General features: G+C 49.0%; 13 protein-coding genes and 1 tRNA gene. 7 read left to right on the top strand and 7 right to left on the bottom strand.

What is annotated here, in order from left to right; genetic code table 11:
* Nucleotides 1–202: 202 nt before the first annotated feature.
* From P9L94_04510 to mqnC, 4 genes are all read left to right on the top strand, one after another.
* The gene (locus tag P9L94_04510; GenBank protein MDP8243321.1) at nt 203–1912 is read left to right on the top strand and encodes a hypothetical protein; all 1710 of its coding nucleotides are present in this window, start codon (nt 203–205) and stop codon (nt 1910–1912) included.
* Between the two features lie 280 nt (nt 1913–2192).
* Nucleotides 2193–3644, top strand: coding sequence for an undecaprenyl-phosphate glucose phosphotransferase (locus P9L94_04505; protein ID MDP8243320.1), 1452 nt, complete (start codon nt 2193–2195; stop codon nt 3642–3644).
* Nucleotides 3645–4001: 357 nt separating this feature from the next.
* The gene (locus P9L94_04500; protein MDP8243319.1) at nt 4002–4385 is read left to right on the top strand and encodes a hypothetical protein; all 384 of its coding nucleotides are present in this window, start codon (nt 4002–4004) and stop codon (nt 4383–4385) included.
* Nucleotides 4378–5415, top strand: coding sequence for a cyclic dehypoxanthinyl futalosine synthase (gene mqnC, locus P9L94_04495; GenBank protein MDP8243318.1), 1038 nt, complete (start codon nt 4378–4380; stop codon nt 5413–5415). Before P9L94_04500 ends, mqnC begins: the two co-directional genes overlap by 8 nt.
* A gap of 77 nt (nt 5416–5492) precedes the next feature.
* Here mqnC and P9L94_04490 read toward each other — a convergent pair whose 3' ends face one another.
* Nucleotides 5493–6785: a hypothetical protein gene (locus P9L94_04490; protein ID MDP8243317.1), complete on the bottom strand. Its 1293-nt coding sequence runs from the start codon at nt 6783–6785 to the stop codon at nt 5493–5495.
* A 344-nt stretch (nt 6786–7129) separates the two neighbouring features.
* Here P9L94_04490 and pdxH point away from each other — a divergent pair, with 344 nt between their 5' ends.
* Entirely contained in the window at nt 7130–7774 is a 645-nt protein-coding gene (gene pdxH, locus P9L94_04485; GenBank protein MDP8243316.1) for a pyridoxamine 5'-phosphate oxidase, read from the top strand.
* A gap of 22 nt (nt 7775–7796) precedes the next feature.
* Here the strand turns inward: pdxH and P9L94_04480 are convergent, their stop codons facing one another.
* Nucleotides 7797–8051, bottom strand: a complete 255-nt coding sequence (locus P9L94_04480) for a hypothetical protein (protein ID MDP8243315.1) — start codon at nt 8049–8051, stop codon at nt 7797–7799.
* Between the two features lie 263 nt (nt 8052–8314).
* Here P9L94_04480 and P9L94_04475 point away from each other — a divergent pair, with 263 nt between their 5' ends.
* The gene (locus tag P9L94_04475) at nt 8315–8995 is read left to right on the top strand and encodes a diguanylate cyclase (GenBank protein ID MDP8243314.1); all 681 of its coding nucleotides are present in this window, start codon (nt 8315–8317) and stop codon (nt 8993–8995) included.
* Nucleotides 8996–9418: 423 nt separating this feature from the next.
* On the opposite strand, the gene P9L94_04470 is transcribed toward P9L94_04475, so the two are convergent.
* The 3 genes from P9L94_04470 to P9L94_04460 are packed head-to-tail and all read right to left on the bottom strand — an operon-like array spanning nt 9419 to nt 11645.
* Entirely contained in the window at nt 9419–10480 is a 1062-nt protein-coding gene (locus P9L94_04470; GenBank protein ID MDP8243313.1) for a sigma-E factor regulatory protein RseB domain-containing protein, read from the bottom strand.
* Nucleotides 10480–10998, bottom strand: coding sequence for a hypothetical protein (locus P9L94_04465; protein ID MDP8243312.1), 519 nt, complete (start codon nt 10996–10998; stop codon nt 10480–10482). Before P9L94_04465 ends, P9L94_04470 begins: the two co-directional genes overlap by 1 nt.
* 44 nt (nt 10999–11042) lie before the next feature.
* Nucleotides 11043–11645 carry a sigma-70 family RNA polymerase sigma factor gene (locus P9L94_04460; GenBank protein MDP8243311.1) on the bottom strand — a complete coding sequence of 201 codons (603 nt, stop codon included), beginning with the start codon at nt 11643–11645 and terminating at the stop codon, nt 11043–11045.
* An 865-nt stretch (nt 11646–12510) separates the two neighbouring features.
* Between P9L94_04460 and murI the strand changes: the two genes are divergently transcribed.
* Nucleotides 12511–13422: a glutamate racemase gene (murI, locus tag P9L94_04455; GenBank protein ID MDP8243310.1), complete on the top strand. Its 912-nt coding sequence runs from the start codon at nt 12511–12513 to the stop codon at nt 13420–13422.
* Nucleotides 13423–13509: 87 nt separating this feature from the next.
* On the opposite strand, the gene spoVG is transcribed toward murI, so the two are convergent.
* Complete coding sequence (gene spoVG / locus P9L94_04450; protein ID MDP8243309.1) at nt 13510–13836, bottom strand: septation regulator SpoVG; 327 nt, start codon at nt 13834–13836, stop codon at nt 13510–13512.
* 276 nt (nt 13837–14112) lie between these two features.
* Nucleotides 14113–14195: transfer RNA gene (locus P9L94_04445), tRNA-Leu, on the bottom strand.
* Between the last annotated feature and the right edge of the window lie 1206 nt (nt 14196–15401).

Raw genomic sequence — 15401 nt, 5'->3', positions numbered from 1 at the left:
CTCTCTCTCCTAACGGGGCTAGACATAAAAAAGCAAGCGTAAAACTTGCATTAAAGCAACGAAATTTAGAATTCACAATATCAGGTTCCATTTGCTTGTCCCTTCCAAACATTTGGTCAGGGCAGTTATATTCTACACAACTGAATTTAGAATGGGAACCTAAAAAAATCTCTTTGTTAGAAATTTGTTAGATAATTGCAAAATGGTTGAACTACGTACAATTTACGCACAAAAATCGCTTTCTCAAGTTCCACGGTTGCTGTCTTCAGAAGATCGCAACCAGTTTTCGCCGACCTATGGCTGCATGAACCGGGAGTTCTGGTTATGCCGCAGTACAGACTTCCCGAACTCCATCGCCCAATTCGGCGTTCATGCTCTTGCATTGTGCTACGCAAATTGTATGCCGTCGAATCCCTATTACCAACATCCAAAGGTTTTAGAGTGGACTTTGGCGGGGATGGAGTATTGGACGAAGATACAACACAACGATGGTTCGTTCGACGAGTTTTATCCCAACGAGCGCGGTTGGGCGGGGCCGACCGGGTTTCTCGTCTACGTTATGTGCGACAGTATCAGGCAGTTAGGCGACGCCATCCCCACGGATTTAAAAGAACCGCTGCTCAAGACCATCCACCGCGCCGGGCTGTTTCTCGCCAGCACCGATGAATCGGGCGTTTTAGCCAATCATCATGCGATGGCGGTCTTGCCTATGTACGAAGCCTACCTTTTGGTGCAGGATGAACGCATAAAGAGATCGTTTGATGAAAAATTGAACGAATTTTTCTCATATTGCCACGAAGAGGGCTGGTGTTTGGAGTATGACGGCGCCGATCCGGGGTATTTATCCGCCACAATTAGTTTCATGTCAAAATTGCGGTTGCACTACGAAGACGAGCGCTTTTTGCCGTTTCTGAAACGCTGGGTCGAGTTCTCCAGTTACTTTGTCTATCCAAACGGACATTACGCCGGCACGGCGGGCAGCCGCCAGACGCTGCATTTTTATCCGCATGGCTATGAATTGCTGAGCAAAGAGATTCCGCTGGCGGCGACCATCGCTGACCGCATGTTGGAGGGGCTGCGCGACGGCGCGTTGGTTCCGCCTGAAATTCAAAACGAGCGCTACATGGTTTACCGCATTCCAGAGTTGATGCTTTCGTACATTGATTATGGCGAGCGCCCGGCGGAACGGCCGCTGCTGCCGTATCAGCGCGAAAACGAGCGCAAGTGGTTTCCCGGAGCGAAGGTTTTCGCTGCGCGAAACGGAGACGCCTACACCGTAATCAACGCCGCCAAAGGCGGGGTGGTAAAACATTTCTCGGTTTCAGGGCAGCGCTTGTGCGTGAATAACTGTGGGGTGATTGGTCAACTCGAAAACGGCGCCGTCTTCACCAGCCAGTGGATCGACGAAGCGCATACTATACAACTAGACGAGGGCGCTCTCACCATCAAAGGGCGCTGTCATAAAGCCCCAACCAAAATTTTCACCCCGTGGAAATTCATCATCTTTCGGGTGGTGATGTTGCTGACCGGGTGGACGTCTTGGACGGCGTATCACCTAAAAGGGCTGATTCGCAAGATATTAATGTTGGGCGCAAAACCCTCGCCGGTGCGTTTTGAGCGGGAAATTCATTTTGACAAAAATAACCTATCCATCAAAACAATCGTATCTCTAGAGAATGGCGCTCGCCTCAAAGGCTTGCAAATCGGCGACGAGTTCCCGGCGCGTTATGTGCCTCAGTCGCGCTATTTTCAGCCGCAAGAGTTAGACGTACGCGGCTATACCCTGTCTCAACAAGAGATAGAGCAGGCCAATCTTGAAGGCGGCGTCGTTGTGTCTGAAACGTATTGTATGGGTGAAGAAGAAAGCCGATTTAAGTTGTCATCGATCCAAAATGTAGAAAAATCAAGCTAAACACGTGACAAGAGGACGTATAAGGGATATAGTTTTAGTCTAATTATCTGGCAGTTTGGGTGCATGAGATTAGATGTTACATGAACCCGAAGATTTAAATGCAGATTTATCAAATATTTGCTTGACAATCAGCAATTATACTGCCTATAATTTATATTCAGCGATCAACAGTACCGGACCCGTCTCACCTTTGGCGCTAGGCAGTTGCACAATTTTTTCGGCGTTCAGGACGAATGGGGGTTGGCAAACCGCTGGCCCATTGCGTGTGGAATAACCGCTTATGCGAAAGCGCACAAACAAGTCTGCCCCAAAAATTCACGACCGTTACATCATACCCGCCCTTATTCTTGCGGTGGTTGATGGTTTGGTGTTAGTCGGCACATTTCTGCTTGCCTATATGGTCCGCTTTTATACCCCGCTGTTTGATTTTGTCGCACCCAACAGCGGGCTGGTTCCTGAATTTGAACCCTACCTTTTGCTGGCGTTGATGATCTCCGCCCTCGGGCTGTTTGTCTTCGAGCGCATCGGGCTGTATCAACGCCGCGTGGGCTTAGACCGCCAAGTGTGGGTGGTAACGCTGATTCTTGCGACTCTAGTCAACTATATATTTGTCATGGCGCTGTTGTTTAACTATCGCGGCTTTGAGTTTTCACGCTTGACGGTGGGGCTGGCGATTCCGTTTTCCAGCCTGGGCGTGGTAGCAACTCATTATCTTCTCAAACAAGCGCAAATGTATTTAATGGGCCGCGGCATCATTTTCTTCAAAACCGTCTTGGTCGGCCCGGCGAGCCAATGCCGCAAGTTTCAAGACAAACTGCTGCAATATTACGGCTCTCAGTATCAAGTGTTGGGTTTTGTCTCAACCGAAAACAAACCGGTGACCTTTGCGGAAACCGCTTCGCCGAAAGACGCGATCCCGTGCATCGGCGTGAAGAACGATCTGGACGCGCTGTTAAAACAAGGCGGCGTTGACCAGGTGGTGATTACCATGCTGCCCGAAGATCACCGCGAAATTTTAGAAATTATGAACACCTGCCATCAACACAACACGCCCTACCGCATGACGCCGGAACTGTACGACCTCTTGGCGCAGCGGGTGCAGGTGGAAGAGATCGAAGAAATGCCGGCGCTGTTGTTTGACGAGTCGCCGCTGATTGGCGCAGGCCGTTTGCTCAAACGCTCCTGCGACGTTGTGATCTCAAGCATGGCGCTGATCGTTGCGTCTCCGCTGATGCTGTTCATCGCGGCGCTGATTCGCTTCGACACGCGCGGGCCGGTCTTCTATGTACAAGAGCGCGTCGGCAACGACGGACGCCGCTTTCACATATTCAAGTTCCGCTCGATGGTGGATAAAGCCGAGCAAGAATCCGGCCCCATCTGGGCGACCTCAAACGACCCGCGCACCACCATCATTGGTCGCTTCTTGCGCAAATATAACTTGGATGAACTGCCGCAGTTCTTTAATGTGTTACGCGGCGACATGAGCCTTGTGGGGCCGCGTCCTGAACGCCCTTATTTCGTCAACAAGTTTAAGGGCGAGATTCCTAACTACATGCGCCGCCACATGGTCAAAACCGGCATCACCGGTTGGGCGCAGGTCAATGGATGGCGCGGCGACACCTCGGTCGACAAACGCACCGAACACGACCTCTACTACGTCAAAAACTGGTCGCTGTTTTTGGATATAAAAATCATCCTCAAAACATTGGTCTCCTTCAAAAACGCGTATTAAGTTTCCGGTGGGCTGCGTTTTATCCTCCTTCCAAGATGGGGGGAGATTAAAGAGCAATGCCATTGACTTAAGGCTCTAAGCCCTGGCTTTTCGCCCCCTTTATATAAGGGGGGTGTCCGCTACGATGGACGGGGGGATCAAAAAAACGCTACCCCTAGCCGACTGAAAGCGGATCGCTAACTTCTTAAAAAGAAATAAAAAATCTGACAATCGTGATTGGATGTATTCCCTCACCCCAACCCTCTCCCAGAGGGAGAGGGAGCCAACCGCGCGTTCAAAAACCTCATGCGAATACTCACTCTTTGTCTTGTTCTTACTCTCCTCACTGTTTCCTGTTCAGACAACCGGGAAGCGGTGTTGAGCAGCGCTCAGGCCGCGCTTAAAGCAGGCGACGCACACAGCGCCCAGGCGGGCTATCAAACATTACTCCAGAAAAATAAATACGACGTCGACGCCATCAAAGGCATGGCGGTGTGCGCTCTGGTTTCGGGCGCGACCGACGAAGCCGCGCGCTGGAGCCGCGAGCTGCTCAAGTATCGCCCCTGGGACCGCGACGCCAACCTCACCGCAGGAAAACAAGCAGCCGAACAAGGTGATTTTGCTGAAGCCGCCAACCGCCTGATCCTGGCATTTATTGATTCCGAGTTTAAACTACAAAAAGAAGAAGTAAAAATTGAAATGTTAAACCTGCATCGACGAATTGCCGCCGAACAGTTAACAGAAACCGCAAACAATGATTAAGCCTAACAACCGACTTTCATTCGACGACGCCGTCAATTTGTTTCAACAAAACGACCTGATGGCTCTGGGCGAACGCGCCCATGAAATGCGCATGACCATCGCCGCGCCGGAGATCGTAACCTATGTCGTTGACCGCAACGTCAATTACTCAAACGTGTGCGCCGCCACCTGCGACTTCTGCGCGTTTTATCGCACCGTTAATCAAGACGACGGCTATGTCTTGCCGATAGATGAAATCCTGCAAAAAATTCAAGAAGTAGTCGATGTCGGCGGAACCCAGATTTTGATGCAAGGCGGACTGCATCCCAAATTGCCGTTCGATTTTTATACGAACCTATTACGCGAAATCAAATCGAAATTCAAAGTAGACCTTCACTCGTTTTCCGCGCCGGAAATTTATTTCTTTCACAAAAAATATAAGATGCCCATCGCGCAGGTGTTGGCGCAGCTGCAAGAAGCCGGGCTGGACACCATCCCCGGCGGCGGGGCGGAAATTCTCAGCGACCGGGTGCGTAAAAAAATCACCAAGGGAAAATGCCTCACCCAGGAATGGCTCGACGTTCACGAAGAAGCGCACAAATTAGGAATGCGCACCACCGCGACCATGATGTTCGGCCACATTGAAACCATCGAAGAGCGGGTCGAACATTTCAACCACATTCGCGAATTACAAGACCGCACCGGCGGATTCACCGCGTTTATTCCCTGGACGTTTCAAGGCTCCAACACCGACATGGAAGACGTGCCCGAATCCGGCGCCGTCGATTATCTAAAGACGCTGGCGATTTCGCGCATGTATCTCGACAACGTGCCCAACGTGCAGGCGTCGTTCATCACCCAGGGCAAACAGGTTGGGCAGATGGCGCTGTTCTTTGGCGCCAACGACATGGGCGGAACCATGATGGAAGAAAACGTGGTCGCCGCCACTGGCATCCACAATTGCAGCAATGAAAAAGAAGTCTGCAAACTGGTCGAAGACGCTGGCTTCACCCCCAAAAAACGCAACACCCTCTACCAGATATTGAACTAAGCCAACAAGCCGCCCACAAAAAAAACGGGCTGGCGAAAAGCCAACCCGTTTCATTACGTCTATATAGTATTGAAGAATTAATGGTCGTGTTGCGGAAACTCCAGCGTGTTCAACCCGATGGTTTTCGGCTCGCTGGGTTCTTCTGTTTCTTCATCGTAGGTTTTTTCTGAAACGACAGGCGCATCCGTATTATGGATTGTCTCTTCGATAACGGTTGCGGCGACGGAACTGGATTTCTCTTTGATGACGCGGTCGGTCAATGTTTGCACAGTCTGATTGAGCGACGACATCTCGCCTGCGAAGGTGTGCATGAATTTGGTTACGTCCTGCGCGTATGTTTCGAGCGATGTGCGAATTCCTTCGGCGCTGGTTGAATCTTGCTTGACGGCTTTTTGCGCATCGATCATTTGCACCAGCAGGTCTTCGGTGCGTTCGGTCAGCGTGTAACCAATTTCGGCGAGGTCAGAGCGCAACACGTCGTTTTGTTCGACCGCCGCCGCGAAGCCGACTTCTAATTGCCCGGCCATGGTTTTCAAATTGCTTTGCAACGTATCAACCGTCCCGCTGACGCAGTTCGCATTGTCGGCGACTGTTTTGGCGATATCGCTTTGTTGTGATTTCACGCCGGATACGTTTTCGCTAAGCAGGGCGACTTGTTTGGCGCTATCGCGTTGGGCGGCGTCGATGGAAGCGACCTGGTTGTCGATTTTTTGTAGGCCGCGTTGCGACGTTTCGTTTAAGGCGCTGATGTCGCGGCTGAATGTCGCGGCCTGTGTTTCAAATTCGGCCTGGATGGATTCGCTCATCGCTTTGGCCAACTGGGTCAGGTTGCTGAAATCATTTTCAACGGCGTCTTGCAACGCGGCGATTTTTTGGTTGGCGAGTTCGGCGCGTTGGTCCGCCGAGACGGCTTTCGCTTGAACCACGCGCAAAACCGAGTTGGTGTCGCTCAATTCTTTCGACAAGGCGGCCAATGAAATCCGCAGCGTCTCGTTTTCTTTTTGGATGCGCAGGTTGAGTTCTTCAATGGCGGTTTGCAAATATTCGCTTTGCGACTTTTCTTTCTTTTCGATGACGGCGGCCAGTTTGGTGGTGTGTTGCGTGAACGAGGTCACCGTCTGGTTCATCATGGTTGAGAGTGAGTCTAAGGTGCCGGTCAGATTTTGCGTAAACACTTTCGCATTTTCGCGGTTCTGTAAAATATCTCTTTGCTGCTGAACAATCTGGTCTTCAAACTGTTGCAGGCGAAAATCTAAATACGCGCCTGCTCCGCCCACGGCGGCGACAAGCAACAGCGTCAGCCAAAAGCCGATCCAAAAACCGGACCCGCTTTTTGTTTCTGTCTGGATAGGGGTAGTGTCTTCCATCATCGTCTCCTCTGAGGATTTCTGTGATATCGCTTGTAACAACGAAACAGCCAAACACGCTTGGCGGTTTTATTTTGCGGCGCATTCACCGCGCTTGAGAGGGAACGTAAATAAGAAGGGAAAACGCAGGATGGAGAAACGGCTCCATCCTACCTCATCGCAAAAAAACAATGTCCCTCAACCAAATTCAAAGACTAACATTACATACAATGTAATTTTGCCGGATTTTCACTTGCTTGTCAACAACTTATATTAAATATTTTTGATATTGCTCTTCACACTGTATGTTGATCTGCCCGGGGCGCTAAAATATTGAACGCAAATATCAACGAGTATTGAGGGAAAGAATGGGCCAATCTGGGAATGAAAGAGAACAAAACCCCGGCGTTCGAAGTCTGGTTGAGGCAGACGCCCATTTGGACGCCATTGAGCAATTTACGGTCTGGTTTGAAGAAGCCAAAACCCATAACGCCTATGACGCGACGGCAATGACGCTGGCAACTGCGAGCCTGGATGGTGCGCCTTCCGCCCGCATGGTACTATTGAAATCCGTCGACGCAGACGGGTTCTCATTTTTCACCAATTACGAAAGCCGTAAAGCGAGAGAACTTGACGCTAATCCCAAAGCCTCTTTGGTTTTTTGGTGGGGAGCGCTAGAACGCCAGGTGCGCATCGAAGGGGATATAAAACATCTATCCCCAAAAGAATCAGATGAATATTTTTATTCTCGCCCAATAGGAAGCCGCCTGGGCGCTTGGGCCTCGCCGCAAAGTAAAGTGGTTGCCGACCGCAAAGAGTTAGAAGACGCATATCAAAAAATCGAGACGGAATGTGAAGACGGCGATATTCCCCGGCCGCCGTTTTGGGGCGGATACCGGGTGGTTCCCCGCGCAATTGAGTTTTGGCAAGGCCGATCAAACCGCTTACATGACCGTTTGTTATACATCAAACAAGACGACGGCGGCTGGAAGATCGAGCGGCTTGCTCCGTAAAGTAGAATCGCTTGACACGCCATTACTTTTTTTTATTTTTGGGTTGAAACTTCTGGCAATGAAAGCCGGAGGCTTCATACACTTCCATGGTAGGAATTTTTCGGGTTTTGAAGCCCATTGCTTTGCAGCCGTAGGGGAATTTAAAATCCCAAGTAATTTCAAAACTGACGCAATTGTGACAATTCGGGCCTTTGGGCTTTGGGTCTTCTTCTTCATCGCCTTCTTTGGCGCCGTATCGTCGTTTTCGGGTTTGTTTTAACCGCTCGTGAAACTTCATCTTCACCCTCATGAAAATGGATCGACGATAGCATATCGGTGTTTTGCCCTATCCGCCAGAACTCCGAATATTTTTTATGATAAAATGGCGTTCTCTTTCAGCGACAACCAAACCTCGAATATAATGAAATGCTGCTTCATTACGATACAGTATTTCATTACGCCCTTATCATAATTTAACACTGCAAGTGTTTAATATTTATCATCTAAGCATATACTGAATCGAGTAATTGAATATTTTGATTTTGTCTTTGGAGGCACCCTGTGGGCGCTCAGCTGATTTTTTCTAAATCTGTGACTGATTTGCTGCACGCTGCGCTCGGCTTGAATGAAGACGAAAGCGCTGCGACGCTTGACCGCCTGTTGTCTTCGGCGGCGGACGAAGAGCAATCTATTACATTTTTTCTTTGTTGTATTGATTCGTTCGCCGAGCTTGCGCAACGCAAACCCGAAGCGCTCAAAAAAGCGGCTTCCGGCCTCCTGGGCGTGTTGATGGAACAGACGCCCGAAGATGTGTTTATTGATTGCATCGGCGTGAATGAATTTCTATTGGTTGCGCCAAGCGTTGACCGTGAACAGGCCGCGCGCTTTGGCGAAGAATTGCAGCGGCGTTTTTGCGCAATGGCTGATGCGATTCGCACCCGTCCTAAAATTCATATCACCATGAGCGTCGCCGCCGGGCGGTTTCCTGACGACGCCAGTCATCGCGGTCAACTCATTCGCGGGCTTCGGGAGGCGGTCTATTTAGCGCAACAAAAAGGCAAGAGCCAAATTTGTTTTATCGAACCCCCCTCGCATGAGGCCAACACGGTTCAATTAACGTCCATTCAACTCGAAATGCTCACCGAATTAGTCCAATATGAAGGGCGTACGCTTGACTCGGTCATCCGAGAAGCGGTCGACGACGTGTTGGCGAAACATGCGCCCAAGCCGATCGAGAGTTAATGGTTTTATTTTGATTTGGATTTAATCTAATTCGGGTTTAATTCCCCGCCCCTTGGGCAATATGATTGACTTAAGGGGTGGCGAGCCCAGGCTGAATAAAATGAAGCCAGCCTTTGAAATATTGTTTGAATGTATCGCTTTGTTTGTGCTGTTTTGAAATCCCCCCTGGCGCTTTCAGCGCCGTCCCCCCTTAAAAAGGGGGGCTAAAAGTCTTAAGTCAATGACATTGGCCTCTTGGGGCGCAAGAAATACTTGAAGCCATCTCAAAATAATTTGCACTTTCGTTGCGAAAGGCACAGGCGCTTCCAGAGTTGCACCCATGCCTGATTTGGTTTGCCTATTTTTGACATGCCGGAATACGTTTTCCTAAACAAAATTAAGCGATCCATCAACATCGGTACTCAATTACCGGATGAAGGATATTCAATCGTCGTCTAAATGTTTGACCAGCTCGGGTTTGGCTTCAAGACTGCAGAGCGATTCGGCGATCTCACAGGGGTGAATATCTCCCATTGAGGCAATGTGCAAATCATCAATGTCGCGAATATATAAATCGCGCCCATGAAAATTAAACTTCCTCACTTTGGGGCATTCAATGTCGTTCGCCGCCGCCCATTCTTTTTCTTTTGTATTTTGAAAGCGTTGATAAAACGACAACGCCGCAAAGCCGTCCGTGTATAACACATGCAGGGTCGGGCCGTTGTGGCCGTCCCAACTATGGACAAACTTTCGTTTGAAGCCCGGTGGCAAAAAAGTCGGCGCTAGCGGCGTAAAGGCGATTTCTGCGACAGGCGGTTTTTTTTCTTGCTGGGCGATATCGATAATTTTTTCGAGGCCCGTGCGCGTAAACACATCGGAGCTAGGCGGCTGGGTAAATTCGATCTGGTTGAATTTTAGTTTTTCAACTTGTTCATGGTTGGCGTCGTAACGAATATATTTGAGTTGAACTTTGGTTTCTTTATCAATCCACACTTCGGCTGAGGGCCTGGTGTCTTTATTTGAATAGACAGCAAGTTTCCACACCGGACGTTCGGCGATGGTTTCGTGTCCCTTTTTTTTGATGACGTAATTTTGGGTGAGAAGATCGAAGTCTTCAAACTCAAGCGCTTCGCCTTTTTTCAAGATGCGATACCAGGCGATGGGCTTGATGGCGTTCTGGATTTTTTTCAAGTCTTTTTCATTGAGCGGCGTCATCCAAAACGCGCCTTCGGTTTGGACGATAGACACGCTGCTCATTGATTCGGGATAGATAATGTCGACTTTTTTCTGGTCTTCCGACCCCCGGTTTACGTTGAGCCAAGTTTCCCACTCGCCGTCAGCGGTTTTTTGTTTGTAGGTGCACACGCCGACATAAGAGGCGGACAGCGAAGCGTGGATGGATTCCCGCAGAATTTTGACGTACTTGCCGTCTGATCCTGCGTGGCTGGGCGCAACCAAAGCCGCCAAGCAGACAATCACAAAAATGGGGCGAATCAGTCCATGCATTATTCAGAGAGTCCGTATGTGTAATAGGCGATCAGACCGTCCCGGGCGGAGGCGTTTTCATTTGAGAGGTCGTGGTAGGCGATATAGGCTTCGGCTTCAATCCCGAACCGGCTTTCGTCGGTGACTTCGACAATTTCATAAACCGACTGCACGCCGGGCTGTGAGAACCAGAATCCGACGATGAGCAATAGCCCCATCGCGGCGGGCGCGAAACGTAAGGCGCGACGGCCCACGAATGAGAATTGGAACCACCCCGCCAAACTGCTGTCGGGTTGCGTACAATGGGCGGTGGAGCGAATTTTTTTCCACACGCGATCCGGCGGCGTAAATTCGGGAAGGTTGCGGGCGTCGTTCATCATCGCCTCTACCCGTTGTGAAGAGCGCATCCACAGTTCGGAGCGTTCGATCCGGTTTTGAACGAATGCGATTTCGTCGGGCGTGGCTTCCCCGTCCATAACGCGGCGCACCGCTGCTTGGCGGTTGAACTCCATGTCTTGGTCCGGTTGAATGTTTATCATAATCGTTTCGCCTACAATAATTGTATCGTGGGTGCGGCATACAATCAGACTTTATATTCCATTTCTTCCAAGTGTTGCTTTAACAGTTTATGCGCCCGGTTCAATCGCGACTTTACGGTACCGATACGGCATTCTAATACCTGGGCGATTTCTTCATAGCTTAAATCTTGTACATACCGCAGAACGACGATGGTTCGATGTTTGGTTCCCAGTTTTTGGACCGCGCGTTCCAGCGTGTTTTCGTTTTGAGAATCAACCAACGCCTCGCGGGGCGTGTGGCCTTTGTCGGCCAGCGAATAGACCGGCGCGTGTTCGTCTGAGTCCATCGAGATGCGGTTGATGATGTGTTTCTTTACTTTGCGAAACGAATCCGCCGCTCGTCGAACTACGATGCGATAGAGCCAGGTCGAGAAGGCTGATTGAAACTCGAAGCGGTGAATGTTTTTATAAACGGAAACAAACACCTCCTGGGTGACTTCTTCGGCTTCGGGTTGCGACCCGGTCACGCGCATCGCAATGCTAAACACTTGACCGCTGTACAAGCGGTATAACTGTTCAAACGCAGTTTCGTCGCCTGCCTGACAGGCGCGAATGACTTCATGTTCTTCATCAGAAGAAGCCAGCGTATGTTCATTCTGTTCGTTCAATGGTTTAGTCGAACTGGAACAATAAAAGGTTCCAACTCCATTCAATCAAGTGTGTAATTCAGGCAGCGTCTCGATTTCTCTGGCGTATGACGCTTCAAGGTTTTAAACAGTTTACAGAGTTTATGAAGAAATGAAATTGACCCTGCCCGTTCGTATGAAGACAAAAAGTCCGTCTTTCTTATTGAGAGCACTCATTAAATCTTTTGCGTTTCAACTCGTCTTAAAATTGATTCGTATTTATATTGTGCGCAACGCTAGGATTATGAAAAGAGGTAAATACAACATATTGATTTTATCATCAAGTTTTAAACAATATATAGTGCGACCTTGAGCGACTCTATCTGGCGGTGTAACACATCTTTATGAAGGCGCCTCCCGATTTTATTCACAGGATGTCAACAATCAAAATAGCGCTAAAAAATTACCTGAATTACTGTAAATTGAGATATTAAAACAAGAAACATTAAGAAAATTGATTCTTATGTAACACCGCCCTTGATTCTCGTTTTTACTTAGCATTTGCTCTATTCACACATTATCCACAGGAGATTCCACATGTTTGGTCTAGTGTAACTTCCGCTAAATCCATAAGTTACATTGTGAATAACTTAAATGAAGTGAATGTTATTCAGCATGGATAAATAGACTTAACCCTCTTAATTAGAAGAAATTAGCGAGATAGAATTACCTTAATGCTAACTTTGAGGCGCAAATTCAAGTTATACTGATAAAAACCGATCAATGAGGCAAAGTATCAGTTACTCACAGATACTTACGATTGACCAAGCCGTTTGTAATTAGAGCGATTGCTATCTATTAAATCGTTTTGAAGGCGCAAACGGATAATTCAAAAATGAGGCGCAAGATGAATGAATCCATCCGGCCCGGTTCGCAGGCGGCCATTGGCATTTTTGACTCTGGAATTGGCGGTTTAACGGTCGCGCGATGTTTGCAAGATCAGCTGCCTCAAGAGACGCTCTGTTATTTTGGCGATACGGCGCGGGTTCCCTATGGAGCAAAGTCGCCTGAAACAGTCAAACGCTATAGCGTAGAAATCACTCAGTTTTTAAAAAGCCATGAAGTTAAAGTGATTGTGGCAGCCTGTAACACGGCGTCCTCGGTCGCGCTGAAAGAAGCGCAAGCCGTTTTTCCCGGCCCGGTGCTGGGCGTGGTCGAGCCGGGGGTGAGGGCCGCCGCCGCTGCAACCAAAAATGGACGCATCGGGGTCATCGGCACCAAGAGCACCATCAAAAGCGCCGCTTATCAAGACCGGCTGCGCTCACTCGACCCACAATTTCATATTGTCGCCCGGGCGTGTCCGTTGTTTGTGCCGCTGGTTGAAGAAGATTGGACCGAACACCCGGTCGCGATCCAGGCTGCGGAACAATATCTCTCCGGCCTGCGCGACGAAAATATTGATGTCTTGATTTTGGGATGCACTCATTTCCCCTTGTTGGCTGATGTCATTCAAACGGTAATGGGCGATTCGGTCACGCTGGTCAATTCCGCCGAAGAAGTGACCCGCGAGGTGGCGCACTATCTCGAACAGAACCAGCTGGCGTCGCAGGAAAAGCAGTGGAGAGATTTATTTTACGCCTCTGACGATATTGCGGGGTTTGAGCGAATGTATCATCGCTTTGGCGGTAAGCCATCGGCGCGTTTTGTTGAGGCGCCGTCAGACTTTTTCCAGATGGTGCAGCAGATTCATCTCTACAAAGACTCGGTGTTTGCGCATGGCATCCAATGGTTTGAGAGCGTTGCGCAGAAAACCCGCTAAACCAATAGGCAAACGAAAACAGGCTGCCGGATTTTTCCAGCAACCTGCTGTTAGGCGAGTTACGTTTGGATTACCGCTTCTTGCTGACTACGCGCCGATGGTTTCGTCCCGGTTGTCATAGTCGCCAAAGCTTTCGCCGCCATTGGCTTCTAATTCTTCCATGACTTTGTTGTATTCGCCAAGAACCGTTTGTTCCATTTTATGGCGTGTGTCCTGGTTCAGCGGGTGGGCGATATCGGCGTAGGTTCCGTCAGCTTTTTTGCGGCTGGGCATTGCCACAAAAAGCCCTGTATTGCCGTTAATGACTTTTAGGTCACGAATAACAAAACAATCATCCAATATGATTGTCGCAAACGCTTTGAGTTTATCGTCGTGTTTGCGGACAGGGTAAACTTTAACTTCTGTGATATCCATCATAGAGCGCCTTCCATTGATGTAGTCAGTTGCGCGGCGGATATCCGCCGCGCAGGAGTTAGAAGCTAGCTTTTACGCTTTTTGTGCCGATTTTGACGGCGCTTCTTTTTGCGCTTATGGGTAGCGATTTTCAAGCGTTTTTTCTTTTTACCGCAGGGCATGAATTTTCCCTTTCGATGTGGCTCTGTCGATTAGTCCCCGACTTAGGGGATGAATTGTATCGAGTTCCGTTTCACCTTGTCAAGTGAACGCATTCTCGTTGCGTTTGAGTTTCTATGCCCGGGGCGGGATTTGAACCCGCACGGCTCACGCCATACGCCCCTCAAACGTACGTGTCTACCAGGTTCCACCACCCGGGCAATAGACGAATGCGCATTATATTTTTCTGATATGGCTCTGTCAATCACAGGCGACCACATTATACGGAAATGCAGACGCTTGTGTGTCTTGTATCTATAGATGTTCGTTGTACCGGAAAGCAATGCGGACATAATGAATAGAATCGCCCTAACCCACACAAAAGTTTGAGGAAATGAGTTTTTCGGCAAGATTACATTAACAACTTATCCACAGGCAAAAAATTGGATGGTCTATTTAAAGGTACAAAAAAATGTTGCGACCCCAAAATGGCCTATTTGTAGAATAAAATCGCTCCTGAAAACAAAATGTGTCGTAACGTGTTCTAATTATACGCCTTAAGTAGTAGGCTTCGGTTTGGATATATCTCAGCGAATATCATTTAATGGGTGTTAACTTTTGCTACGTTATCCAAAAATCAAGTGCATGGAGCGAGTTTACAAATTTTCTCCTTGGTTATTAACAGCTATTTCTTCTGTCAAGAATTGTAGCAAGCATGCCGATAGTAGAATGTGCACAGAGAGAATAAACATTGCTCAATCGGCCTCGTTCTCGTAGGCGTTGGCTGTTTTTCTCTCCATTGAGTTCATTGAATTTGGACCAGCAACCATAACGGCAGTTGAGACTCGGTTCTCATCTATTTGGTTCTCAAAAATTGGTCCGGTTGGCAATAGCCGCCCTTACATCTCGTTGCTTAGCGGCGACCCTGTCGGGGCGAAATAACCGGATCGCTTTGTGAGAACCAATGATTGGGACTCACCTTAATTGTCTTGATGACGGACAAATCATGGCGTATTCTTTCGGTATGATTTGGCCTGAGTCAGGGTTGCGGACGATGAGTGGGAGGCGGTGTCTTCGGATGCCGCCTCCTTGACTATTTATAGTGATTGTCAGAATACTGTGCGGATTGAGTTTTCATCACTGTATTCCTGGGAGCGCGGCGTTGTCCACAACGGCATCCACTGATGCGAGTATAGATACTCGCGCTCCTGCGTGATCCCCCCTAGCGCTAACGCGCCGTCTTGGCTTGCCACCCTGCGCGAAACTAAGTTTCGTTATGTATATTTTCGCGGTGGGCTGCTTCACGAGCCCACCCTACCCGGCTCGGATGAATGATGCGTTTCAAGTAGGGTGGCGTTGAGCGCAGCGAAACCCACCAATAGAAGCGTATCGAAAAAGCGCATCGAAAACCAAAGGTGGGATTCATT

Source organism: Candidatus Hinthialibacter antarcticus, from assembly GCA_030765645.1.
In the GTDB taxonomy this organism is placed as follows: domain Bacteria; phylum Hinthialibacterota; class Hinthialibacteria; order Hinthialibacterales; family Hinthialibacteraceae; genus Hinthialibacter; species Hinthialibacter antarcticus.
The sequence above is the reverse complement of the archived record's forward strand: the minus strand, read 5'-3'. Positions and strand labels throughout refer to the sequence as shown.